Origin of the sequence: Geobacillus sp. G4, from assembly GCF_040327975.1 — a bacterium.
Classification (GTDB): domain Bacteria; phylum Bacillota; class Bacilli; order Bacillales; family Anoxybacillaceae; genus Geobacillus; species Geobacillus thermoleovorans.
The window spans coordinates 126,933-148,145 of sequence record NZ_JBEPJY010000005.1 but is presented as its reverse complement, the minus strand read 5'-3'; the positions used below and the strand labels follow the sequence as shown (position 1 = coordinate 148,145).

Here is a 21,213-nt window from a genome sequence, read left to right as displayed (position 1 = left end):
GGGCACCGGCGGCCGCCGCCTTTTTTTGCCGTCGGCAGGAAACTTTTCCTAGCGGCCGTCGTATATACAGGTAAAGGAAACTTGGAAAGGGGATTGCCGATTGTCGACGAACAAAGTGTTATCCGCGCTTTGTTATTTCAGCGTCTTTTTTGCGCCGTTCATTTTGCCGATTGTCGTCTATTTTGTTGTCGAAGATCTTGAAGTCAAACGCCATGCGAAGCGGTCGCTCGTGTCGCATTTGATTCCGGCCGTTACGATCCTCTTGTTCATTGCGTTGGCCGCGTCGCCGGTGCTGTTCGGCCATTGGGGCGAGGAATCGCTTCTTTTTGGCGGCGGGCTCGTCTGGCTTGGGTTCCTCGTTGCTGGGGCGGTGAATCTTGTTGTCATCGTTTGGAATGTCATAAAAGGGATTCAAGTGTTAAAATAAGAGAAAGCGCCCGTTTGCCGGCGAATGCCGTGGCTCCGTTTCTTTGGGACTGTAACAAGGTGTGGCCGGCGGGCGCGAGACTCGAATAAAGATGGTGATGGGATGCTCAATTGGCTGATCGGTGTGTTTATCAATACGGTGCTGCTGATGGCGATTGACGGCTATTTTGACGATATTCACTTCAGCGGCATCGGCGCGGCGTTTTTGGCGAGCGTGATTTTGGCGGTGCTCAACGCCGTCGTTCGCCCTGTGCTCATCTTGTTGACGCTGCCGGTGACAGTGTTGACGCTCGGTTTGTTTTTGTTTGTCATTAACGCCATCACGCTCATGATGACTGCAGGGCTGATGGGCGATGCGTTTCAAATCGGCGGCTTTGGCACGGCGCTGCTCGCATCGATCGTCTTGTCGTTTTTCCACCTGCTCGTGCAAAAAGCGATTATCGAGCCGCTGCGCAACCGGTCGTAACGGGGGCGTGATCCATTGGAAGGCCGGTGGCGCCATGGTTTTCCGTGATCGTGTGAAAAGATGGCGAATGCGGCAAGGGGTTGCAATGGGAGAAACGATGCGGTGAAGATCGTTTCGGTTTGATGTGTTTGGCTTGATCGGGACGGGGGGAGCCGTCCCTGTTTTGTTTTCCCCGATGTTTTCCATTCAATGGCGGAACGAAACGTGTTACAATGGAAAAAGATGAAGAAAGGGGAGAAAGGCGACGTATGCCAAAAGTGCGGACGAAAGACATCATTGAACAGTTCCAGCTCGAGCTCGTCAGCGGCGCGGAGGGCATTTACCGCCCGATTACGACAAGCGATTTGTCGCGGCCGGGGATTGAAATGGCCGGCTATTTCGCCTATTACCCGGCGGAGCGTCTGCAGCTGCTCGGACGGACGGAGCTGTCGTTTTATGAAACGTTGACGCCGGAAGAAAAAAAATCGCGGATGGAACGGCTTTGCACCGACATTACGCCAGGGATCATCGTCTCGCGTGGATTGGAAGTGCCGCCGGAGCTGATCGAAGCGTCTGAGCGCCAGTCGGTGCCGGTCATGCGCTCGACGATGAAAACGACCCGCCTGTCAAGCCGATTGACAAACTATTTGGAAAGCAAGCTCGCCCCCACCACCGCGGTGCACGGGGTGCTTGTCGATGTGTACGGCGTCGGGGTGTTGATCACGGGCAAAAGCGGCGTCGGCAAAAGCGAAACGGCGCTGGAGCTCGTCAAACGCGGCCATCGGTTGGTCGCCGACGACTGTGTGGAAATCCGCCAAGAAGATGAAGATACGCTCGTCGGCAGCGCGCCGGAGCTGATCGAGCATCTGCTTGAAATTCGCGGCCTCGGCATTATTAATATGATGACGCTGTTCGGCGCAGGGGCGGTGCGGACGCATAAGCGCATTTCGCTCGTCGTCGACTTGGAGCTTTGGGATCCGGAGAAGCAGTACGATCGGCTCGGGTTGGAAGAAGAGAAAGTGAAAATTTTGGATACCGAATTGCCGAAATTAACGATTCCGGTCCGCCCAGGGCGCAACTTGGCGGTCATCGTCGAAGTGGCGGCGATGAACTTCCGGCTGAAGCGGCTCGGGGTCAACGCGGCTGAGGAGTTTTCGGCGCGATTGAGCGACGCCATCGAAGACGGCGCGCACGATTACGACTGATGTTTCTTGCGTCAAAGGAATGGATCTCGTTTGGGCATGGAGCATAGGAGGTGGAAACGATGGAATCGACGATTCAGCCGCTCGACCGCGTGTTTTTGCACCTTGGCCCCATTACGATTTATTGGTATGGGGTCATTATCGGCACCGGTGTGTTGATTGGGCTATGGCTCGCGACGCGCGAAGCGGTGCGGCGCGGCTTGCCGAAAGAGACGTTTGTCGATTTGGTGTTATTTGCCGTGCCGATCGCCATTGTCTGCGCGCGGGCGTACTACGTGCTGTTTGAATGGCACTATTATTCAAAGCATTTGTCCGAGATTCCAAAAGTTTGGCAAGGCGGCCTCGCCATTCACGGCGGTTTGATCGGGGCGGTGGCGACGGGCGCGGTGTTCGCCCGCGCGCGCGGGCTGTCGTTTTGGAAGCTCGCCGATATTGCCGCACCAAGCATCATTTTAGGCCAGGCGATCGGGCGCTGGGGCAATTTTATGAACCAAGAGGCGCACGGCGGCCCTGTGTCGCGCCAGTTTCTTGAAAATTTGCATTTGCCGGATTGGATCATCAATCAAATGTACATTGACGGCCGTTATTGGCATCCGACTTTTTTATATGAGTCCCTTTGGAACCTCGTCGGCTTTTTCTTGCTTCTTTGGCTGCGGCGCGTCAATTTGCGGCGCGGCGAGCTGTTTTTGTCCTATTTGATTTGGTATTCGGTTGGCCGTTTCTGGATTGAAGGGATGCGCACCGACAGCTTGATGCTGGCCGGCAGTCTGCGCGCGGCCCAAGTCGTATCCGTGACGCTGATCGTGTTGTCGATCGCGCTGTGGATCGTGCGCCGGGCGAAAGGATGGGCAAAAGCAAGGTATCAAGACGAATAGCCGTCCTTATCCGTTGACGGATGACTAGGGAAAAAGAGAGGCGGCGTGTGGTGAAAAGGTCACACGGCGGCATGAAGACAAGCGAAGGAGAGAGGAGATATGGTAGGAACATTGCAGCGCGGCGTCATCGCCGGACTGAAGACGTCATGGGCGCTCGGCAAAATCATTTTTCCAGTGACGCTCATTTTAGCGCTGTTGCAGCCGACCCCTTTATTTTCATGGTTGATCGACCTTGTCACTCCCCTGATGAAGTGGTTCGGCTTATCCGGCGACGCGGCCGTGCCGCTGGTGCTCGGCAATTTGCTCGGGCTGTACGCCGCGATCGGGGCGATGCTGACGATCGAGTTTACAGTGAAAGAAGTGCTCATTCTCGCTGTCATGCTTTCCTTTTCTCACAACTTGATCGTCGAGTCTTCCGTCGCTTCGCGGACGGGTATGAGCGTTTGGCTCATGCTCGCCGTGCGCATTGGCTTGGCCGTTGTCTCCGGTTTGTTGATCGCCCATCTATGGGATGGGGGGCAGGAACTCGCTCAATATGGGTTTGTCTCGCCTGAAGCCGCCTCGCCGTCCGGCTGGGGAGAGATCATCTTGGCGGCGCTGAAAAAAGCGGCGACCGGCATCGTCCAGCTGGTTGCGATTGTCATTCCATTGATGACGATCATTCAAGTGTTGAAAGAACGCCACTGGATTGAGACGTTTTCGCGCTGGATGGCGCCAGCGACCAAGATGCTCGGCATGAGCGCGAACACATCGCTCACCCTTGCCGCCGGTTTTGTGTTCGGCCTCGCTTATGGGGCGGGGGTGATGATTCAGGCGGCGAAAGAAGACGGCGTCTCGAAGCGCGATTTGACGTTGGCGTTTATTTTTCTCGTTTCTTGCCATGCGGTTGTCGAAGACACGCTCATTTTCGTTCCGCTCGGCATCCCGGTCTGGCCGTTGTTGGTCATTCGCCTCGTTACGGCTGTGCTGTTGACGATGGCGGTGGCGTTCCTTTGGCGCCGTTTTGAACACCCGATGAGAAAGGAAGCCGCATCATGACGATTCGCACGATTTTATTTGACCTTGACGGAACGTTGATTGATACGAATGAGCTGATCATCCAGTCGTTTTTGCATACGCTGGAGAAGTATTATCCGGGCCGCTACGGGCGTGAGGACGTCTTGCCGTTCATCGGCCCGTCGCTGTATGAGACGTTCAGCTCGCTCGATCCGGAACGGGCCGAGGAGATGGTGAAGACGTATCGCACCTTCAACCATGCCCGCCATGACGAACTGATCCGCGAGTTTGACACCGTGTATGAGACGATCGAAACGCTGCACCGCCATGGCTTCCGCCTCGGCGTCGTGACGACGAAAATGCACGACACCGCCCTGATGGGGTTAAGAAAAACGCGGTTGGAACCGTTTTTCTCGTGCGTCATCGGCCTTGATGACGTCAGCCGCCCCAAACCGGATCCCGAACCGATTCATAAGGCGCTTGAGGCGCTTCAGTCGAAATCGGACGAAGCGCTGATGGTCGGCGACAACTACCACGACATTTTGGCCGGCAAAAACGCCGGCGTCAAAACGGCCGGCGTCGCTTGGGCGATTAAAGGCCGCGGCTATTTGGAACAATATGAACCGGACTATATGCTGGAAAAAATGAGCGATTTGCTGGCCATTGTCGGCATCAACGAACGGAAGGAGGAAACGTCCTCCCAGTGAGACGAACGACAAAATACCCTGTCCACGGGGCGAACTCGCTCTGGCAATTGTACCGCACCGTATCGTTTTGGAAAGTGCTGAAAAACGTCATCATCATTCAAATCGGGCGCTACACGCCGTTTTTGCCGCTGAAAAACTGGCTGTACCGCACGTTTCTCGGCATGAAAATCGGCGAACAAACGGCGCTCGCCTTTATGGTCATGCCAGATATTCTCTTCCCTGAAAAAATCCGCATCGGCCGCAACTGCGTCATCGGCTACAACACGACGATTCTCGCTCACGAATATTTGGTTGACGAATACCGCCTCGGCGATGTGGTGATCGGCGATGAGGTGATGATCGGCGCGAACTCGACCATTTTGCCTGGTGTGGTGATCGGCGACCGCGCCGTGGTCGCCGCCGGCACCGTCGTCCATCAAGACGTCCCGCCCGGGGCGATGGCCGCGGGTTGCCCGATGCGCATCGTCCGCCGGAATGAACCGCCTTCCAATTGAATGGGGGCGAGGTTTTGTTTGGAAAAATGAAGATTTCCAGAAAAAGTGATAAAAAGATTGGAACACAAAAAACATTTATAATGCGACTGATGAAGATCGTCTGACGGGCGTAGGTTTTCTATATAGGTGCAATTTGAATCTTTAACATTTGTAGTTTTTACAGAGCGATTGGATCGACTGTCGGGCGAGCGAACAATGCCGCTTCCGGAACCATGTATGGGGCTGCGAAGCGGGTGATTGTTCGGTCACCGCCAGTCGAAAAGTGGATAAGCGACTTTTCCGTCAATGATATGTTAAACTTTTTCGTTGCATGTATATAAATAAGTACTCTACTTTTTTAGGTATTTATTCCATTATTGTGGATAATCGCCTATGCGACATGGAACGAAATGGACAAGCGCTTCCTTTTTTGAAGCGATCTTGTCCGTTTTGTTATTTATAAAGCATTCCCCCCTTGACGCTGTGGCCGCAAAGGAGTAAACTACTAATAACTTCACTTCTCTACCATATTAGCAAACTAAAGCATCTCGATAAAGGGCGTGGGGACATGGCAAAAAAGCTGTTCATGTTTGAAAAACCGTTAGGCATGCGCGATACGCTGCCGTTTTTATATGAGTTGAAAAAACAAGTGCGTTCGGTGATGGCGGAAGAAATTGAGCGCTGGGGGTACGAGTTTATCGAAACGCCGACGCTTGAGTATTATGAAACGGTCGGGGCGGCGTCGGCGATTGCCGATCATCGGCTGTTTAAGCTCCTCGATCAGCAAGGGCATACGCTCGTATTGCGGCCCGATATGACGGCGCCGATCGCCCGGGTGGCGGCGTCGCGGTTGTATGACGACGGCAATCCGCTCCGGCTGGCGTACAACGCCAATGTGTTCCGCGCCCAGCAGCGCGAAGGCGGGCGGCCGGCGGAGTTTGAACAGATCGGTGTGGAGTTGATCGGCGACGGCACGGTGACGGCCGACGCCGAGGTGATCAGTTTAATGGTCGCCCTGCTGAAGCGGACGGGACTCGGGCGGTTTTCGGTGGCGGTCGGCCATATCGGTTATGTCAATGCTCTGTTTTTGGAGATTTTAGGGAATGAGGAGCGGGCGAGTGTATTGCGCCGTTTTTTATATGAGAAAAATTACGTCGGCTACCGTGAACATGTGAAGTCGTGGCCGCTTTCGTCGATCGATCAAAAGCGGCTGTTGGATCTTCTTTCCTTGCGCGGTGGAACGGACGTGATTGAACAGGCGAAAACGCTCGTCACAAGCGAGAAGGGGCGGCGGGCGGCCGATGAGCTGGCGGTGCTCATGGCGGTGCTTCGGACGTACGGAGTGGCCGAGGCGGTGAAGCTCGATATGGCGCTTGTCAGCCATATGAGCTATTACACTGGCATTTTGTTTGAAGTGTACGCCGAGCAAGTGGGATTCCCGATCGGCAACGGCGGGCGGTATGATGATTTATTGGCGAAGTTCTCGCGCCCGGCGCCGGCGACGGGGTTTGGGTTGCGCGTCGATCGGTTGATTGAGGCGATTGGGGAAACGGATGTGCGCGATGACATCGAGTGCATCGTGTTCAGCCAAGAGCGGCTGGCGGAAGCGGTGGAATTGGCCGAAGCGAAACGGGCGGAAGGCAAGCGCGTCGTCTTGCAGCACATTGCCGGCATTCGTGATATTGACGCCTACAGCCAGCGCTACCGGTCGATCGTGTATTTGCTTGGCCGCAGCGGGCGCGATGGGCAGTGAACATAACAGAGAAGGCGCCGCCGGTTGGTCATCGACGCTGTTGAAAACGGCAGCGATTGGCGGGACAGAGCGGATGCGAAGAACGGACGGGAAAGGCTGCCCATGGCGGTGGAGAGCATGCGGTGTACTCAAGGCCCAGCGCCGCATTTGACATGATGAGGAGCAAGGAGGAAGAATGATGCTGACGATTGCCATGCCAAAAGGGCGCATTTTTGAAGAGGCGGTCGAGTTGCTGCGGCGGGCGGATTATGCGCTGCCGCCGGAATTTACCGAGTCGCGCAAGCTCGTCATTGATGTGCCAGAGGAAAACATGCGCTTTATTTTGGCGAAACCGATGGATGTCGTCACCTATGTCGAGCATGGGGTCGCGGATTTGGGCATTGCCGGCAAGGACGTGCTGATGGAAGAAGAACGGGATGTGTACGAACTGCTCGATTTGCACATCAGCCGCTGCCATTTGGCGGTCGCCGGGCTGCCCGGCGCCAAGATGAACGAAATCGCACCAAGGGTGGCGACGAAATACCCGAACATCGCGTCAACGTATTTTCGCGAGCAAGGCGAGCAAGTCGAAATCATCCGCCTGAACGGATCCATTGAACTCGCCCCGCTGATCGGCCTTGCCGACCGGATCGTGGACATCGTTTCCACGGGGCGGACGCTCAGAGAAAACGGGCTTGTCGAACTTGAACGGATCGCCGAGGTGACGTCGCGCCTGATTGTCAACCCGGCGAGCTACCGGCTAAACGGCGGGGACATTGAACGGTTGGTCGACCGATTGGCGGCGGTCATTCCCCAGCCGTAGGAAAAAAGGTGTGACAGAGCGGAAATGGGCGGTTTCCGAAGAATGGGTTGGTGGAGATTCGGGAATGGCGGAGCGGCGTTGACAACGCCGTTGGAAAATAGCATATAGATGCAACGAAGAACTTTAACATATCCTTGACGGAAAAGCGGTTTGTCCATTTTCGACTGACGGAGGATCGAACAACCGCCTGCTTCACAGACCCATATATATATGGGTCTTTAAGCGGCGTTGTTCGGTCGCCCGACAGTCGATCAAATACTCGGTAAAAGCTGCAAATGGTAAAGCTTCAAATTGCATCGATACAGATTGCCAATGGACGAAAACCGATGGACGTCACAGAAAGGGGAGCGAACGATGAAAATCGAACGGATCCGAGGCGGCGTCTCGCTGCGGCGCACGATTGAAAGCGGAACGGAGGAGCAGCGGCGCGCGGTGCTGGATATCATCGCCGCGGTGCGGGTGCGTGGCGATGCGGCGCTGAAAGAATATACGGAACGGTTTGACGGCGTCAAGCTGGATTCGCTCAAGGTGACGGAAGAGGAAATGAAGCGCGCGCATGCGGCGATGGACGCGGAGATGCTGGAGATCATTCGCCAAGCGGCGGCCAACATTCGCGACTACCACAAACGGCAAAAGCGCGAATCATGGTGGATGACGAAAGAAGACGGCACAATTCTCGGACAAAAGGTGACGCCGCTCGATGCGGTCGGGTTGTACGTGCCAGGCGGGACGGCCGCTTATCCGTCGTCTGTGCTGATGAACGTTATTCCCGCACAAGTGGCGGGGGTGAAACGGATTGTCATCACCTCGCCGCCAAACAAAGACGGCACGCTCCCGGCTGGGGTGCTGGCTGCCGCCTATGAACTCGGCGTGACGGAAATTTACAAAGTCGGCGGCGCGCAGGCGATCGCCGCGCTTGCTTACGGGACGGAAACGATCCGGCCGGTTGACAAAATTTTCGGGCCGGGCAATATTTATGTGGCATTGGCGAAGCGGGAAGTGTTCGGGCATGTGGCGATCGACATGATCGCGGGGCCGAGCGAAATTGTCGTGCTGGCGGATGAAACGGCCCGACCGGATGAGATTGCGGCGGATTTGTTGTCGCAAGCCGAGCATGACGTGCGGGCGTCGGCCATTTTGGTGACGCCGTCGATGAAATTGGCGCTGGCGGTGGCGAGCGAAGTCGAACGGCAGCTGGAAACGCTGCCGCGCCGCGACATTGCCCAAGCGGCGCTCGAGAACTACGGCGCCATTTACGTCACCGAGACGCTTGAGGAAGCGGTGGATGTCGTGAACGAACTGGCGCCGGAGCATTTGGAAGTGATGACGGCAGAACCGCTCGCGCTTTTCGGCCGGCTCCGCCATGCGGGAGCGATGTTTTTCGGCCGCTTCAGCTCCGAGCCGGTCGGCGACTATTTCGCCGGGCCGAACCACGTGCTGCCAACCAACGGCACGGCCAGATTCTCAAGCGGCTTGAGCGTTGACGAGTTTGTGAAAAAATCAAGCGTGATTGTTTACAGTGAAACCGCATTGAAACAACATGGCGACAAAATCGCCGCCTTTGCCCGCCTCGAGGGGCTGGAGGCGCACGCGCGCGCCATTGAGGTGCGGCTCGAGAAAGGGGAATGAATGATGGCAAGGGAAGCGATGATCGCAAGAACGACGAACGAGACGAGCATTCAGTTATCGCTTTCGTTGGATGGCGAAGGGAAGGCGGAACTGGAAACGGGCGTGCCGTTTTTAACCCATATGCTCGATTTGTTCGCCAAGCACGGCCAGTTCGATTTGCACATTGAGGCCAAAGGCGACACGCATATTGACGACCACCATACGACGGAAGACATCGGCATTTGCCTCGGGCAGGCGATCAAGGAAGCGCTTGGCGACAAAAAAGGAATCAAGCGGTACGGCAACGCGTTTGTGCCGATGGATGACGCCTTGGCGCAAGTTGTGATCGACTTGAGCAATCGCCCGCATTTTGAGTTTCGCGGCGAGTTTCCGGCAGCGAAAGTCGGCGCGTTTGATGTCGAACTCGTGCATGAGTTTTTATGGAAACTGGCGCTTGAAGCGCGGATGAACTTGCATGTCATCGTCCATTACGGGCGCAATACGCACCATATGGTCGAAGCGGTGTTTAAGGCGCTCGGGCGGGCGCTCGATGAAGCAACGATGATCGACCCGCGCGTCAAAGGCGTTCCGTCGACAAAAGGGATGCTGTAGCCGATGGAGTGGGGCGCCCCCCGTGGGGAAAGAGTTCCGCAGGCGCAGGAAAGGCGGTCGGATCGAGGCAGCGCTTCCTGCGGGAAAAGCTCCATGGATGCAGGAAAGGCGACCGGATGCCAAGGAGAGGTTTGCACATGGAAGGAGCGCCGTAAAAAAGCATGCCGCCATACCGTTGTTCATTGAACAAGGGGATGGGCATGGATCAGGGAAGAAAGGAATGGGATGACGATGATCGGGATCATCGACTATGGCATGGGCAACTTATACAGCGTCAGCAAAGCGCTCGAGCGGCTCGGCTGTCCGTATGTCCTAAGCGGCGACAAAGAGGAGCTCGAGCAGGCGCGCGGGCTGATTTTGCCCGGTGTCGGCTCGTTTCGCGATGCGATGCACATTTTAAATGAGACAGGCCTAGCTGCTTTCATCCGTTCGGCGGTTGAAAACGGCACGCCGCTGCTCGGCATTTGTTTAGGGATGCAGCTGTTGTTTGACGAAAGCGAAGAAAACGGGCCGACAAAAGGGCTTGGCTTGCTTCGCGGCCGCGTCGTCCGCTTTCCGGGCGTCACGAAAACCGGCGAGCCATACAAAGTGCCGCACATGGGCTGGAACCGGCTCCGCTTTCATCGTCCGTCGCCGCTCCTTCGTGGCGTCGAGGAAGGGCATGTCTATTTTGTCCATTCGTATTATGTCATTCCAGGGGATGAGGACGTCGTGCTCGCGAGCAGTGAATATGACGTTGATGTTCCGGCGGTCGTCGGGCGCGGCTGTGTGTTTGGCACACAGTTTCATCCGGAAAAAAGCGGTGCGGTCGGCATGAGCATCTTGAACAATTATGTCGGCATCGCCACGGGAAGGGGGAACGGCTGATGGCGGCGTTTACGATTTATCCGGCGATCGATATGCGCGGCGGCAAGTGCGTCCGCCTGCTGCAAGGCGATTACAACAAAGAAACGGTGTACGGCGATTCGCCGGTCGCGATGGCCGAGCAATTCGCCGCTCAAGGGGCGGAGTGGATTCATATGGTCGATTTGGACGGAGCGAAAGAAGGGCGCCGCGTCAACGACCGGTTTGTTGTCGAAGCGGCGCGGAAGCTTTCCGTCCATGTGCAAGTGGGCGGCGGCATCCGGACGGAAGAGGATATCGTGCATTATTTAGAAAATGGGGTCGCCCGCGTCATTTTAGGAAGTGCGGCCATTTCCGACTCGCCGTTTGTGAAAAAGATGCTCCAAAAATACGGCCGCCGCATCGTGATTGGCATTGACGCCCGCGACGGCTTCGTGGCGACGGAAGGGTGGCTTGCGACGTCGAACGTCAAGGCGGAAGAGCTCGGGCGGATGCTCGCTGAGGCGGGGGCGGAGACGTTTATCTTTACGGACATTGCAACGGACGGCACGCTGTCGGGCCCGAACATCGCCGCCGCGGTCCGGTTGGCCGAGGCGACGGGAAAAGAAGTGATCGCTTCTGGCGGCGTCAGCTCGCTTGACGATTTGCGCGCGCTCTGCCAATATGCTGGACAAGGCATCGGCGGCGCGATCGTCGGCAAGGCGCTTTATACGAATCAGTTTACGCTCGCGGAAGCGCTCAAGGCGGTGAACGAGCGATGATCACGAAGCGCATCATCCCGTGCCTCGATGTGAAAGACGGGCGCGTCGTCAAAGGAGTGCAATTTGTCCAGCTGCGCGATGCCGGCGATCCGGTGGAGCTCGCGAAGGCGTACGATGAGCAAGGGGCGGACGAGCTCGTGTTTTTGGACATTTCCGCTTCCCATGAAGGGCGGAAAACGATGGTCGATGTCGTCGAGCGCGTCGCCGCCCAGCTAGCGATTCCGTTTACGGTCGGCGGCGGCATCCACTCGCTTGAGGATATGAAGCGGATGCTTCGCGCCGGGGCCGACAAAGTGTCGCTCAACACCGCCGCGGTGCTCCATCCGACCTTGATCACCGAAGGGGCGGACTTTTTCGGCTCGCAATGCATCGTCGTCGCCATTGACGCGAAATACGATGAAACGCTTGGTTCATGGCGCGTCTATACGCACGGCGGCCGCAACGCCACGAACTGGGAAGTCGTCGCTTGGGCGCAGGAAGCGGTCCGTCTTGGCGCCGGGGAGATTTTGCTGACGAGCATGGACGCGGACGGCGGCAAAAACGGTTTTGATATTGAGTTGACGCGGCGGGTGAGCGAAGCGGTCCCGGTTCCGGTCATCGCCTCGGGCGGCGCCGGCAAGGCGGAGCATTTCCTCGAAGCGTTCGAAAAAGGGAAAGCAGACGCGGCGCTCGCGGCATCGATTTTCCATTACAAAGAAACGTCAGTCGGACAAGTGAAAGCGTACTTGAAAGAAAAAGGGGTGAACGTGCGATGACGGCGGACATTCGCTTTGATGAAAAAGGGCTTGTACCTGCCATCGTCCAAGATGCGCAAAGCAAGGAAGTGCTCACGCTTGCCTATATGAACAAAGAGTCGCTTAAAAAAACGCTGGAGACCGGAGAAACATGGTTTTACAGCCGCTCGCGCCAAGAACTATGGCATAAAGGGGCGACATCTGGAAACGTGCAGCGCGTTGTCGACATCCGCTACGACTGCGACGCCGACGCCCTGCTCGTTCTCGTCGAGCCGGCCGGCCCGGCTTGCCATACCGGGTCGTATTCCTGTTTTTCCCGCTCGCTGGACGGCGCGGCGCGCACGCCGGCGGCCGACCGGTTCGCGATTTTGCATGAGCTTGAACAAATCATCGCCCAGCGCGACGCCGAACGGCCGGAAGGGTCGTACACGACGTACTTGTTTGAAAAAGGCGTCGATAAAATTTTGAAGAAAGTCGGCGAAGAAGCGGCGGAAGTCATCATCGCGGCGAAAAACCGGAGCCATGACGAATTGAAATGGGAAGCGGCCGACTTGTTGTACCATTTGCTTGTGCTGTTGCGCGAACAAAAGCTGCCGCTTGACGCGGTGCTTGCGACGCTTGCCGAGCGGCACGCGCAAAAGGTGGAAGCGAGCGACAAAAAATAACAAGATGGTTAGGTGAGAAAAAGGAACGTCTGCCATCGCGCCGGCGTTCCTTTTTTGCACGGAAAAACCGCATTCCTAAAGTTTCTTGCTTGTTTTCGCCGCCGATATGGTATACTGTTGTTCGACGAATTTTACGGACGACGGAGGACAGAATGGGAAAACAACTGAAGCGATCATCACGAAAAGCGACGATTGTACCGTTCATCCAAAGCGGAGATTACTTTTTTAAAAAAGGAATGAAAGCATACGACCGAGGCGATTTGGAAAAGGCGAGGAAATATTTTGAGCGCGCCGTCCGTTTGGATGAGCGCGACGCCTCATTCGCCTTGCAGCTTGCCCTTGTGCTGTCGGAGCTTGGTGAATATCAATTTTCCAATCAATGGCTGTTCAAAATTATCCATGATTTGGACGAAACGATGTACGACTGTTTGTATTTTTTGGCGAACAATTTCGCCTGCCTCGGCTTGTTTCGTGAAGCAAGGCAATACGCGGAACGTTATTTGGCGCATGAGCCGGCCGGAGAGTTTGCCGACGATGCTGCTGACTTGCTTGAGCTGCTTCGGCTCGATGGCTCGGAATGGACGGAAGAAGAGGAGCAGCTGATGGTGCTGGAGGATCGGGCCCGCCGTTTGCTTGAGGAGGAGCGGTTTGCGGAAGCGATTGAAGCGCTTGAAGCGCTCGTCGTGCGCTATCCGGACGTTTGGTCGGCGCATAACAATTTGGCGCTTGCTTATTTTTACAGCGGCGATGTCGACAAAGCGAAACAGAAAGTGCGTGAAGTGCTCAAACGCGATCCCGGCAATTTGCATGCGCTTTGCAACGCGCTTGTCTTCGCCTATTACTTGCGTGAGGAAGAACAGGCGGCCGCGCTTTGCGAGACGCTGGCCGGTTTGTATCCGTTTTTTCGCGAGCATCAATACAAGCTCGGGGCGACATTCGCGCTTGTTGGGCGGTTCGATTTGGCGTTCCGTTGGCTGCACCGTTTGTATAAACAAGGCTTTGGCGGTGATGGGCCATTTTATTATTGGCTCGCTTGCGCTGCCTACTATACTGGCCATGAGCCGCTCGCTCGGCAAATGTGGGAGGTGCTTGCCACCCTCCATCCCGAAAAACGGGGTGAGGAGCCGTGGGCCGTTTCAGCGCCGGTGGATGAGGCGCTTATCCGCTTGATGGCTTGGCTGGAGGGCGACGAGCTGGCCGACCGTCTGTACGGATTGTACTTGTTCAGCCGCTCGCCGCAGGCGAAAGAGCCATCGATGTCGCTTGCGGTATGCCGCCTCTTGCCGTCCGATCCCCGTCTGCGCCCGTTTATCGACTGCTTTTTGTTCGGCTTAACCGACGGCCCGTCCGCTTGGGCGGCGAACATCGGCCGCATGGTCGATGCGCTTTCGGCGCATAATGAGGAAAAGGAAGCGCTCTGCCGCTTCGCCTTCGCGATGGCCGTCCATCCGTCGGCTGATCGCGAGCCATTTGCGAACGGAGCCGCGTGGGCGGCGGCGATCGAATACATGTGGCGCCGACAGCAAGGAGAGCGTGTGACGCAAAGAGAGATGGCGGCCAAATACGGCGTGTCGGCGTCGACGGTGCAAAAATACGTGCAAAAAGCGCGCCGGCTCTATACATGAGCAAATCAATAGACAGGGCGAATCGACTTCTATACGATGAAAATGGAATGATTCTCAAGCGAGGGAGTGGACGGTGTGGCAGACGAAAAAATTTACGATGTCATTATTGCCGGAGCCGGGCCGGCTGGGCTGACGGCGGCTGTCTATACATCGCGCGCCAATTTGTCGACGCTGATGATCGAGCGCGGCGTTCCGGGCGGGCAGATGGTCAACACTGAGGAAGTCGAGAACTATCCCGGCTTTGAAACGATTTTAGGCCCGGAATTGGCGGCGAAAATGTTTGAGCATGCGAAAAAATTCGGCGCGGAGTACGCATACGGCGATGTGAAAGAAATCATCGACGGCGAGGCGTACAAAACGGTCATTGTCGGCGATAAAGAGTACAAGGCCCGCGCGGTCATCATCGCCACCGGAGCGGAATATAAAAAACTCGGTGTACCGGGTGAAGCGGAGCTCGGCGGCCGCGGCGTTTCGTACTGTGCGGTGTGCGACGGGGCGTTTTTCAAAGGAAAAGATTTGGTCGTCGTGGGTGGGGGCGACTCGGCGGTCGAAGAGGGCGTTTATTTGACGCGGTTTGCCAATAAAGTGACGATCGTTCACCGCCGCGACAAGCTGCGGGCGCAAAAAATTTTGCAAGACCGGGCGTTCGCCAATGAAAAAATTGATTTCATCTGGAACCATACGGTGAAACAAATCAACGAAAAGGACGGAAAAGTCGGCAGCGTGACGCTTGTGCATACGCAAACGGGCGAGGAACGCGAATTTCCGTGCGACGGCGTTTTCATTTACATCGGGATGGTGCCGCTCTCGAAGCCGTTTGCCAATCTTGGCATCACGAATGAAAACGGCTATATCGTCACGAACGAAAAGATGGAGACGAAAGTGCCGGGCATTTTCGCCGCCGGTGATGTGCGGGAAAAAACGCTCCGGCAGATCGTGACGGCTGCCGGCGACGGCAGCATCGCCGCGCAAAGCGCCCAGCATTACGTTGAGGAACTGAAAGAAAAGCTCAATAAGCAAGGGGTCAGCTGATCCGGTAACCAAATCGCAATCAAATCGTAATGGTTATTTAACCCAGATGTAACACGGGCGCAACACATTTGTCGTATGCTATAAGTAAGTAATTGACCCCCTTTTATATAGATCCTTTTTGGCGCGGGCGTTTGTCCGCGTCTCTTTTTTCTTTGCCTGCGCGCTTGCATCCTGCCGCCCCGCTCGAAACGGCGGGGGATGGCGTCTTTCGGCTGGAAGCGGAATGTTGGGCCCCGAGGTTTTTGCAGACGGGAAGCGGACGGTTTCCAGCGGTTTGAAGGTGGAGCGGCCTAACTATTTATGGTAAAATAAAGATGATTATGTGCGTGTTTGCGGATGGTTGGGGTGAACGAATTGCAACGGGTGACAAACTGCGTATTATATAAAGACGGCCAAGTGCTGCTTTTGCAAAAGCCGAGGCGCGGCTGGTGGGTCGCTCCGGGCGGGAAAATGGAGCCCGGCGAGACGGTGCGTGAAGCATGCATTCGTGAATACCGGGAAGAGACGGGCATTTATTTGAAAAATCCAGAGCTGAAAGGCGTCTTTACGATCGTGATGAAAAATGGGAATGAAACGGTGTCGGAGTGGATGATGTTTACGTTTTTCGCCGACGACTTCATTGGTGAAAACGTGCCGTCTTCCGAAGAAGGGACGCTTGCTTGGCATCAGGTGGAGACGCTTTCGACGCTGCCGATGGCCCCTGGAGACTATCATATTTTGGATTACGCCTTGAAAGGCAAAGGGGTCATGTACGGGGTGTTTGTCTATACAGAGGAATTCGAGCTGCTTTCATATCGGCTCGATCCGAGCTGATGGAGAGGAGGGGCGGAGATGGGACAAAACGGGGCGCTGCAGCCGATTCAGCTCGTCATCATCACCGGTATGTCCGGAGCGGGAAAGACGGTGGCGATTCAAAGCTTCGAAGACCTCGGCTTTTTTTGTATTGACAACTTGCCGCCGACGCTGCTGCCGAAATTTTTGGAGCTCGTCAAAGAATCCGGGAATAAAATGAACAAAGTCGCCCTTGTCATGGATTTGCGCAGCCGCGACTTTTTCGATCATTTGTTCGCCGCGCTCGATGAGCTGGGTGAGCAAGCGTGGGTCGTCCCCCAGGTGTTGTTCTTGGACGCCCAAGATTCGACGTTGGTGGCCCGCTACAAAGAAACGCGGCGGACGCATCCGCTTGCGCCGAACGAGCCCCCGCTTGAAGGAATCCGTTTGGAGCGGAAGCTGCTCGAAGAACTGAAAGGGCGGGCGCAGATCATTTACGATACGACGGGGCTCAAGCCGCGCGAGCTGCGGGAGAAAATCATCCGCCAGTTCTCATCGCACGCTCAATCCGGGTTTACCATCAACGTCATGTCGTTTGGGTTTAAGTACGGCATTCCAATTGATGCAGATTTGGTGTTTGACGTCCGCTTTTTGCCGAACCCGCATTACATTGAACATATGCGTCCGAAAACCGGGTTGGATGACGACGTATCGTCCTACGTGCTCAAGTGGGGGGAAACGCAAAAGTTTTTGGAAAAGCTCATTGACTTGTTGTCGTTTATGCTGCCGTATTACCAGCGCGAAGGAAAAAGCCAGCTGGTGATCGCCATCGGCTGCACGGGCGGGCAGCACCGTTCGGTGGCGCTCGCAGAATATATCGCCCGCCATTTTTCAGATGATTATAAAACGGTTGTCTCGCACCGGGACATGGAGAGGAGAAAGGACATACACCGATGAGAAACGAACGAGCAGCGAAACTGGTCGTCATCGGCGGCGGCACCGGGCTTCCCGTCCTGCTGAGGGGGCTGAAGCAGCATGAATTGGATTTGACCGCCATTGTCACCGTCGCCGATGATGGAGGGAGTTCCGGGCGGCTGCGCGATGAGCTGCACATTCCGCCGCCCGGGGATGTCCGCAACGTATTGGCCGCGCTGTCTGACGTCGAACCGCTCATTGTCGAGCTGTTCCAGCACCGTTTTCAAAACGGCAACGGCTTATCCGGCCATTCGCTCGGCAATTTGATTTTGGCGGCGCTCACATCGATCACCGGCGACTTTGTGAAAGCGATCCGTGAGATGAGCAAAGTGTTGAACGTGCGCGGCCAGGTGCTGCCGGCAGCGAACAAGAGCGTCGTTTTGCACGCGGAGATGGAAGACGGTTCCATCATCTCTGGCGAGTCAAAAATCCCGAGTGCGGGAAAAAAAATTAAGAGGGTGTTTTTAACGCCGGAAGACATTGAGCCGCTGCCGGAGACGGTTGATGCCATCCGCCGCGCCGATTTGATTGTCATCGGGCCGGGCAGCCTATACACAAGCATCTTGCCGAATTTGCTCGTGCCGAAAATCGGGCAGGAAGTATGCAAGGCGAAGGCGAAAAAAGTATATATATGCAACATTATGACTCAGGCCGGCGAGACGCCGCACTATACGGTGAGCGACCATGTGGAGGCGCTTCATGCTCATCTTGGCGGCCCGTTTTTGGACGCGGTGATCATCAACAGCGGAGCGATCCCGGAAGCGATCCGCCGCCGCTACGAGGCGGAGCGGGCCGAGCCGGTGCGTGACGACAGCAGCGGGCTTTCGTTGCAAGTCATCCGCGACGATATTGTCACGTACGAGGATGGGGTCATTCGCCATAATACGGCGAAAGTCGCCGCCCTTCTTCTCGGGCTTCTCCCTCACCGTTAAAGGCGGGACCCGAGTAGGCCGCAAAGCGCCATTATGGGCGGTGATGCTCCCGATGGCCGCGCCGAAAGTCAGGCACCTCCAACCGGCCGGATGCGGGGAACGAATGGAGGTGGAGCGATCGTGTCTTTTGCATCGGAAACGAAAAAGGAATTGACCCATTTAGAGGTGAAGCCTTGCTGCTTGCGCGCGGAGCTGTCGGCGCTTTTGCGCATGAACGGTTCACTGTCGTTTTCCGGCGGGCGAATGGCCATCGATGTCCAGACGGAAAATGCGGCGATCGCTCGGCGCATTTATACGTTATTGAAAAAGGGCTACGATGTCGCCGTCGAGCTGTTTGTCCGCAAGAAAATGCGCTTGAAAAAAAACAACGTCTACATCGTCCGCGTGACCGACGGTGCGGCTTCTTTGCTTCGTGAACTTCACATTGTCAACGGCGATTTTTCGCTCATCCATGACATTTCCCCGGAGCTCGTCAAGAAAAAATGCTGCAAGCGCTCGTATTTGCGCGGCGCGTTTTTGGCCGGCGGTTCGGTCAACAACCCGGAGACGTCGTCCTACCATTTGGAGATTTTTTCGCTGTATGAGGAGCATAACCGGGCGTTATGCGAATTGATGAACAGCCACTTTTTTTTAAATGCGAAAACGTTGGAACGGAAAAAGGGGTTTATTACGTATTTAAAAGAGGCGGAAAAAATCGCCGAGTTTTTGAACATCATCGGCGCCCATCAAGCGCTGCTCCGCTTTGAGGACATTCGCATCGTCCGCGATATGCGCAACTCGGTCAACCGGCTTGTCAATTGCGAAACCGCCAATTTGAACAAAACGATCGGCGCTGCGCTTCGCCAGGTGGAGAACATCCGCTACATCGACGAGACGATCGGCCTTGATTCACTGCCGGCCAAGCTGCGGGAAATCGCGAAACTTCGCATCGAGCATCAAGACGTGACGCTGAAAGAGCTCGGGGAGATGGTTGCCGGTGGAAAAATCAGCAAATCCGGCATCAACCACCGGCTGCGCAAAATTGATGAGATCGCGGAGCGGCTGCGGGCTGGAAAGCCGGTCGATTTCCATAAATCGCTGTAAAGGGGAGATGGAGAATGATGGAAAAACAAGTGGAAGTGAAATTAAAAACCGGGCTGCAGGCGCGCCCGGCGGCGTTGTTTGTCCAAGAAGCGAACCGTTTTTCCGCTGATGTGTTTTTGGAAAAAGACGGAAAACGGGTCAACGCGAAAAGCATTATGGGCTTGATGAGCCTCGCCATCGGCCATGGAGCGGTGATCACGCTCATTGCCGACGGTCCGGATGAGCAAGAAGCGATCGAAAAGCTCGCCGCCTATGTGCAAAAGGAAAAGTAAAGCAGCGTGTGGGGCTGGCGGGGAAAGGAATGGAAAAGGCTGCTCCGTTTTTGTCGGAAGCAGCCTTTTTTCGTCAATGTCGGTGCAGGCGCAGCTCTATAGCGGTTCTGCCAACGTGTGCATGCCTTATTTTTCATCAGCGCGCGTCAGCACGCGGTCAATGATGCCGTATTCCATCGCTTTTTGCGCGGTCATAAAGTTGTCGCGGTCCGTATCGCGCTCGATCACTTCGATCGGCTGGCCGGTGTTTTCCGATAAAATGCGGTTCAATTTGTCGCGCAAGAACAAAATGCGCTTCGCTGCGATTTCGATTTCCGTCGCTTGCCCTTGGGCGCCGCCGAGCGGTTGGTGGATCATGATTTCACTGTTTGGCAAGGCGAACCGTTTCCCTTTCGCACCGGCGGCAAGCAAAAACGCCCCCATGGAAGCGGCCATGCCGATGCAAATTGTCGATACGTCCGGTTTGATGAACTGCATCGTGTCGTAAATCGCCAGGCCAGCTGTGATCGAGCCGCCCGGGCTGTTGATGTACAAGGAAATATCTTTGTCCGGGTCTTCCGCCGCCAAAAACAACAGCTGCGACACGATCGAGTTGGCCACTTGGTCGTCGATCGGGCTGCCAAGGAACACGATTCGGTCTTTCAATAAGCGCGAATAAATGTCGTACGCCCGCTCCCCGCGGTTCGTCTGTTCGATGACAGTCGGAATCAAATACATCAAAAACGCCTCCTTTTCCATCCTAATGGATCAATATGTACGCCTTCATCATACACGAATGGTCAATGAAGGTCAAACAAAACGACCTTCCCCATTCTTTATAACATATTCGCGGCTAGCGGGAACATCCCTCTTTTCATCATAACCGCTTTTTTATTTTTTTAACCAGTTGCCTGTGGCGGTGGCATTGATGTGGAAGGAACAAAGGCCTAATTTTTCCTGTTTTTTTATTGCATTTTCCCCTTGCATTTTTGCACGATCCTGCTATAATAGAACATGCGACGGAACGAAATAGAGAAATCATGAACTTCCATGCCCTCGTAGTGTAGTGGATAGCACGAGAGATTCCGGTTCTCTTAGCGTGGGTTCGAATCCTGCCGAGGGCGTTCCAACGATCCGACAAGTTCGGATTGAGATTCCCAAATCCCTTGATACGACCGCGTTTGCGGTCGTTTTTCATTTTTTGGGAATCCCGAAAAAACCGATAGAATCCGAAAAAATTTTGTACGAATTTTGCACGGCTATTTGGTACGATCCAGTTCCGCCATCGCGAGATCGACCTGCCGGGATTCTTTTTGTTCCATCTCATCTAAAATATGCGAGTACGTTTGCAGAGTAGTGACAATATGGCGGAACAGGAAACGAGTTTGGAGCAGCTGGCTTCGATTCGGTTTCGCCAACCGTCGATCACAATTCGGACTTTGTCCGCAGACAAAGCGTATGGCGCCACGGAGTATCTGGAAGCGCTCTTTCTTCATCCAGACTACAGTTTTTTGTTTTTTGTCGTGTAAATGCCACTAATAAGTGAAAGGTGCAAACCGAATCCTCCTTCCGTTGCGTCACCCGATTGGGCGGCGTTTTTTATGTAGGTGAGGTGATACACGTGTAGAAGTTGCACGAGGTA

Annotated in this window: 25 protein-coding genes and 1 tRNA gene; 25 read left to right on the top strand and 1 reads right to left on the bottom strand. The window is 55.3% G+C overall.

The window, feature by feature from the left end:
• Positions 1-100 precede the first annotated feature (100 nt).
• From ABS784_RS08300 to ABS784_RS08190, 23 genes are all read left to right on the top strand, one after another.
• Positions 101-427 (top strand): magnetosome magnetite crystal formation protein family, encoded by a 327-nt coding sequence (locus ABS784_RS08300; RefSeq protein ID WP_011232554.1) that lies wholly within the window; start codon positions 101-103, stop codon positions 425-427.
• A 102-nt stretch (positions 428-529) separates the two neighbouring features.
• Positions 530-892, top strand: coding sequence for a phage holin family protein (locus ABS784_RS08295; protein ID WP_011232553.1), 363 nt, complete (start codon positions 530-532; stop codon positions 890-892).
• Positions 893-1,140: 248 nt separating this feature from the next.
• Positions 1,141-2,076 (top strand): HPr(Ser) kinase/phosphatase, encoded by a 936-nt coding sequence (hprK, locus tag ABS784_RS08290; RefSeq protein ID WP_011232552.1) that lies wholly within the window; start codon positions 1,141-1,143, stop codon positions 2,074-2,076.
• A gap of 59 nt (positions 2,077-2,135) precedes the next feature.
• The gene (gene lgt, locus ABS784_RS08285; RefSeq protein WP_011232551.1) at positions 2,136-2,948 is read left to right on the top strand and encodes a prolipoprotein diacylglyceryl transferase; all 813 of its coding nucleotides are present in this window, start codon (positions 2,136-2,138) and stop codon (positions 2,946-2,948) included.
• A gap of 99 nt (positions 2,949-3,047) precedes the next feature.
• Positions 3,048-3,986 (top strand): nucleoside recognition domain-containing protein, encoded by a 939-nt coding sequence (locus tag ABS784_RS08280; RefSeq protein WP_011232550.1) that lies wholly within the window; start codon positions 3,048-3,050, stop codon positions 3,984-3,986.
• Positions 3,983-4,651: a pyrophosphatase PpaX gene (gene ppaX / locus ABS784_RS08275; RefSeq protein ID WP_011232549.1), complete on the top strand. Its 669-nt coding sequence runs from the start codon at positions 3,983-3,985 to the stop codon at positions 4,649-4,651. The genes ABS784_RS08280 and ppaX overlap by 4 nt, the downstream gene beginning before the upstream one ends.
• Positions 4,648-5,145: an acyltransferase gene (locus ABS784_RS08270; protein ID WP_021321645.1), complete on the top strand. Its 498-nt coding sequence runs from the start codon at positions 4,648-4,650 to the stop codon at positions 5,143-5,145. Before ppaX ends, ABS784_RS08270 begins: the two co-directional genes overlap by 4 nt.
• Before the next feature lie 547 nt (positions 5,146-5,692).
• Positions 5,693-6,877 carry an ATP phosphoribosyltransferase regulatory subunit gene (locus tag ABS784_RS08265; RefSeq protein WP_011232547.1) on the top strand — a complete coding sequence of 395 codons (1,185 nt, stop codon included), beginning with the start codon at positions 5,693-5,695 and terminating at the stop codon, positions 6,875-6,877.
• Positions 6,867-7,028, top strand: coding sequence for a hypothetical protein (locus ABS784_RS08260; RefSeq protein ID WP_020279443.1), 162 nt, complete (start codon positions 6,867-6,869; stop codon positions 7,026-7,028). Before ABS784_RS08265 ends, ABS784_RS08260 begins: the two co-directional genes overlap by 11 nt.
• A gap of 27 nt (positions 7,029-7,055) precedes the next feature.
• Complete coding sequence (gene hisG / locus ABS784_RS08255) at positions 7,056-7,679, top strand: ATP phosphoribosyltransferase (protein ID WP_015375795.1); 624 nt, start codon at positions 7,056-7,058, stop codon at positions 7,677-7,679.
• A 354-nt stretch (positions 7,680-8,033) separates the two neighbouring features.
• Positions 8,034-9,308, top strand: a complete 1,275-nt coding sequence (gene hisD, locus ABS784_RS08250; RefSeq protein WP_021321643.1) for a histidinol dehydrogenase — start codon at positions 8,034-8,036, stop codon at positions 9,306-9,308.
• A gap of 3 nt (positions 9,309-9,311) precedes the next feature.
• Entirely contained in the window at positions 9,312-9,899 is a 588-nt protein-coding gene (gene hisB, locus ABS784_RS08245) for an imidazoleglycerol-phosphate dehydratase HisB (protein WP_011232544.1), read from the top strand.
• Positions 9,900-10,124: 225 nt separating this feature from the next.
• Positions 10,125-10,766 carry an imidazole glycerol phosphate synthase subunit HisH gene (gene hisH / locus ABS784_RS08240; RefSeq protein ID WP_014196729.1) on the top strand — a complete coding sequence of 214 codons (642 nt, stop codon included), beginning with the start codon at positions 10,125-10,127 and terminating at the stop codon, positions 10,764-10,766.
• Positions 10,766-11,503, top strand: coding sequence for a 1-(5-phosphoribosyl)-5-[(5-phosphoribosylamino)methylideneamino]imidazole-4-carboxamide isomerase (hisA, locus tag ABS784_RS08235; RefSeq protein WP_352512094.1), 738 nt, complete (start codon positions 10,766-10,768; stop codon positions 11,501-11,503). Before hisH ends, hisA begins: the two co-directional genes overlap by 1 nt.
• Complete coding sequence (gene hisF / locus ABS784_RS08230; RefSeq protein WP_011232541.1) at positions 11,500-12,258, top strand: imidazole glycerol phosphate synthase subunit HisF; 759 nt, start codon at positions 11,500-11,502, stop codon at positions 12,256-12,258. Before hisA ends, hisF begins: the two co-directional genes overlap by 4 nt.
• Complete coding sequence (gene hisIE, locus ABS784_RS08225; protein ID WP_015375790.1) at positions 12,255-12,902, top strand: bifunctional phosphoribosyl-AMP cyclohydrolase/phosphoribosyl-ATP diphosphatase HisIE; 648 nt, start codon at positions 12,255-12,257, stop codon at positions 12,900-12,902. The genes hisF and hisIE overlap by 4 nt, the downstream gene beginning before the upstream one ends.
• Positions 12,903-13,054: 152 nt before the next feature.
• A complete protein-coding gene (locus tag ABS784_RS08220; RefSeq protein WP_020279524.1) occupies positions 13,055-14,527 on the top strand; it encodes a tetratricopeptide repeat protein in 1,473 nt (490 codons plus the stop codon).
• A 75-nt stretch (positions 14,528-14,602) separates the two neighbouring features.
• Positions 14,603-15,559, top strand: a complete 957-nt coding sequence (gene trxB, locus ABS784_RS08215; protein ID WP_352512092.1) for a thioredoxin-disulfide reductase — start codon at positions 14,603-14,605, stop codon at positions 15,557-15,559.
• A gap of 336 nt (positions 15,560-15,895) precedes the next feature.
• Positions 15,896-16,372, top strand: coding sequence for an NUDIX hydrolase (locus ABS784_RS08210; RefSeq protein ID WP_014196721.1), 477 nt, complete (start codon positions 15,896-15,898; stop codon positions 16,370-16,372).
• 18 nt (positions 16,373-16,390) lie between these two features.
• Positions 16,391-17,287, top strand: coding sequence for an RNase adapter RapZ (rapZ, locus tag ABS784_RS08205; protein ID WP_042381714.1), 897 nt, complete (start codon positions 16,391-16,393; stop codon positions 17,285-17,287).
• Positions 17,284-18,237, top strand: a complete 954-nt coding sequence (locus tag ABS784_RS08200; protein ID WP_011232535.1) for a gluconeogenesis factor YvcK family protein — start codon at positions 17,284-17,286, stop codon at positions 18,235-18,237. Before rapZ ends, ABS784_RS08200 begins: the two co-directional genes overlap by 4 nt.
• A 120-nt stretch (positions 18,238-18,357) precedes the next feature.
• Positions 18,358-19,320, top strand: coding sequence for a DNA-binding protein WhiA (gene whiA / locus ABS784_RS08195; RefSeq protein ID WP_011232534.1), 963 nt, complete (start codon positions 18,358-18,360; stop codon positions 19,318-19,320).
• Positions 19,321-19,334: 14 nt separating this feature from the next.
• A complete protein-coding gene (locus ABS784_RS08190) occupies positions 19,335-19,592 on the top strand; it encodes an HPr family phosphocarrier protein (protein ID WP_352512090.1) in 258 nt (85 codons plus the stop codon).
• A 126-nt stretch (positions 19,593-19,718) separates the two neighbouring features.
• Here ABS784_RS08190 and clpP read toward each other — a convergent pair whose 3' ends face one another.
• Positions 19,719-20,309: an ATP-dependent Clp endopeptidase proteolytic subunit ClpP gene (clpP, locus tag ABS784_RS08185; RefSeq protein WP_011232532.1), complete on the bottom strand. Its 591-nt coding sequence runs from the start codon at positions 20,307-20,309 to the stop codon at positions 19,719-19,721.
• Between the two features lie 314 nt (positions 20,310-20,623).
• Here clpP and ABS784_RS08180 point away from each other — a divergent pair.
• Both ABS784_RS08180 and ABS784_RS08175 read left to right on the top strand, forming a co-directional pair.
• Positions 20,624-20,695: transfer RNA gene (locus ABS784_RS08180), tRNA-Arg, on the top strand.
• 240 nt (positions 20,696-20,935) lie between these two features.
• Entirely contained in the window at positions 20,936-21,100 is a 165-nt protein-coding gene (locus ABS784_RS08175; RefSeq protein ID WP_014196720.1) for a hypothetical protein, read from the top strand.
• Positions 21,101-21,213: the final 113 nt, after the last annotated feature.

Bases quoted from the DNA above. Each gene is read 5' to 3' on its own strand.
- hisA (WP_352512094.1), top strand. From the start codon at position 10,766: ATGGCGGCGTTTACGATTTATCCGGCGATCGATATGCGCGGCGGCAAG.
- hisG (WP_015375795.1), top strand. From the start codon at position 7,056: ATGCTGACGATTGCCATGCCAAAAGGGCGCATTTTTGAAGAGGCGGTC.
- hisB (WP_011232544.1), top strand. From the start codon at position 9,312: ATGGCAAGGGAAGCGATGATCGCAAGAACGACGAACGAGACGAGCATT.
- clpP (WP_011232532.1), bottom strand. From the start codon at position 20,309: ATGTATTTGATTCCGACTGTCATCGAACAGACGAACCGCGGGGAGCGG.
- hisIE (WP_015375790.1), top strand. From the start codon at position 12,255: ATGACGGCGGACATTCGCTTTGATGAAAAAGGGCTTGTACCTGCCATC.
- lgt (WP_011232551.1), top strand. From the start codon at position 2,136: ATGGAATCGACGATTCAGCCGCTCGACCGCGTGTTTTTGCACCTTGGC.
- hprK (WP_011232552.1), top strand. From the start codon at position 1,141: ATGCCAAAAGTGCGGACGAAAGACATCATTGAACAGTTCCAGCTCGAG.
- ABS784_RS08295 (WP_011232553.1), top strand. From the start codon at position 530: ATGCTCAATTGGCTGATCGGTGTGTTTATCAATACGGTGCTGCTGATG.
- hisH (WP_014196729.1), top strand. From the start codon at position 10,125: ATGACGATGATCGGGATCATCGACTATGGCATGGGCAACTTATACAGC.
- ABS784_RS08260 (WP_020279443.1), top strand. From the start codon at position 6,867: ATGGGCAGTGAACATAACAGAGAAGGCGCCGCCGGTTGGTCATCGACG.
- ABS784_RS08220 (WP_020279524.1), top strand. From the start codon at position 13,055: ATGGGAAAACAACTGAAGCGATCATCACGAAAAGCGACGATTGTACCG.
- ABS784_RS08175 (WP_014196720.1), top strand. From the start codon at position 20,936: ATGGCGGAACAGGAAACGAGTTTGGAGCAGCTGGCTTCGATTCGGTTT.
- hisF (WP_011232541.1), top strand. From the start codon at position 11,500: ATGATCACGAAGCGCATCATCCCGTGCCTCGATGTGAAAGACGGGCGC.
- ABS784_RS08210 (WP_014196721.1), top strand. From the start codon at position 15,896: ATGGTTGGGGTGAACGAATTGCAACGGGTGACAAACTGCGTATTATAT.
- ABS784_RS08190 (WP_352512090.1), top strand. From the start codon at position 19,335: ATGATGGAAAAACAAGTGGAAGTGAAATTAAAAACCGGGCTGCAGGCG.
- ABS784_RS08200 (WP_011232535.1), top strand. From the start codon at position 17,284: ATGAGAAACGAACGAGCAGCGAAACTGGTCGTCATCGGCGGCGGCACC.
- ABS784_RS08265 (WP_011232547.1), top strand. From the start codon at position 5,693: ATGGCAAAAAAGCTGTTCATGTTTGAAAAACCGTTAGGCATGCGCGAT.
- hisD (WP_021321643.1), top strand. From the start codon at position 8,034: ATGAAAATCGAACGGATCCGAGGCGGCGTCTCGCTGCGGCGCACGATT.
- rapZ (WP_042381714.1), top strand. From the start codon at position 16,391: ATGGGACAAAACGGGGCGCTGCAGCCGATTCAGCTCGTCATCATCACC.
- ppaX (WP_011232549.1), top strand. From the start codon at position 3,983: ATGACGATTCGCACGATTTTATTTGACCTTGACGGAACGTTGATTGAT.
- ABS784_RS08280 (WP_011232550.1), top strand. From the start codon at position 3,048: ATGGTAGGAACATTGCAGCGCGGCGTCATCGCCGGACTGAAGACGTCA.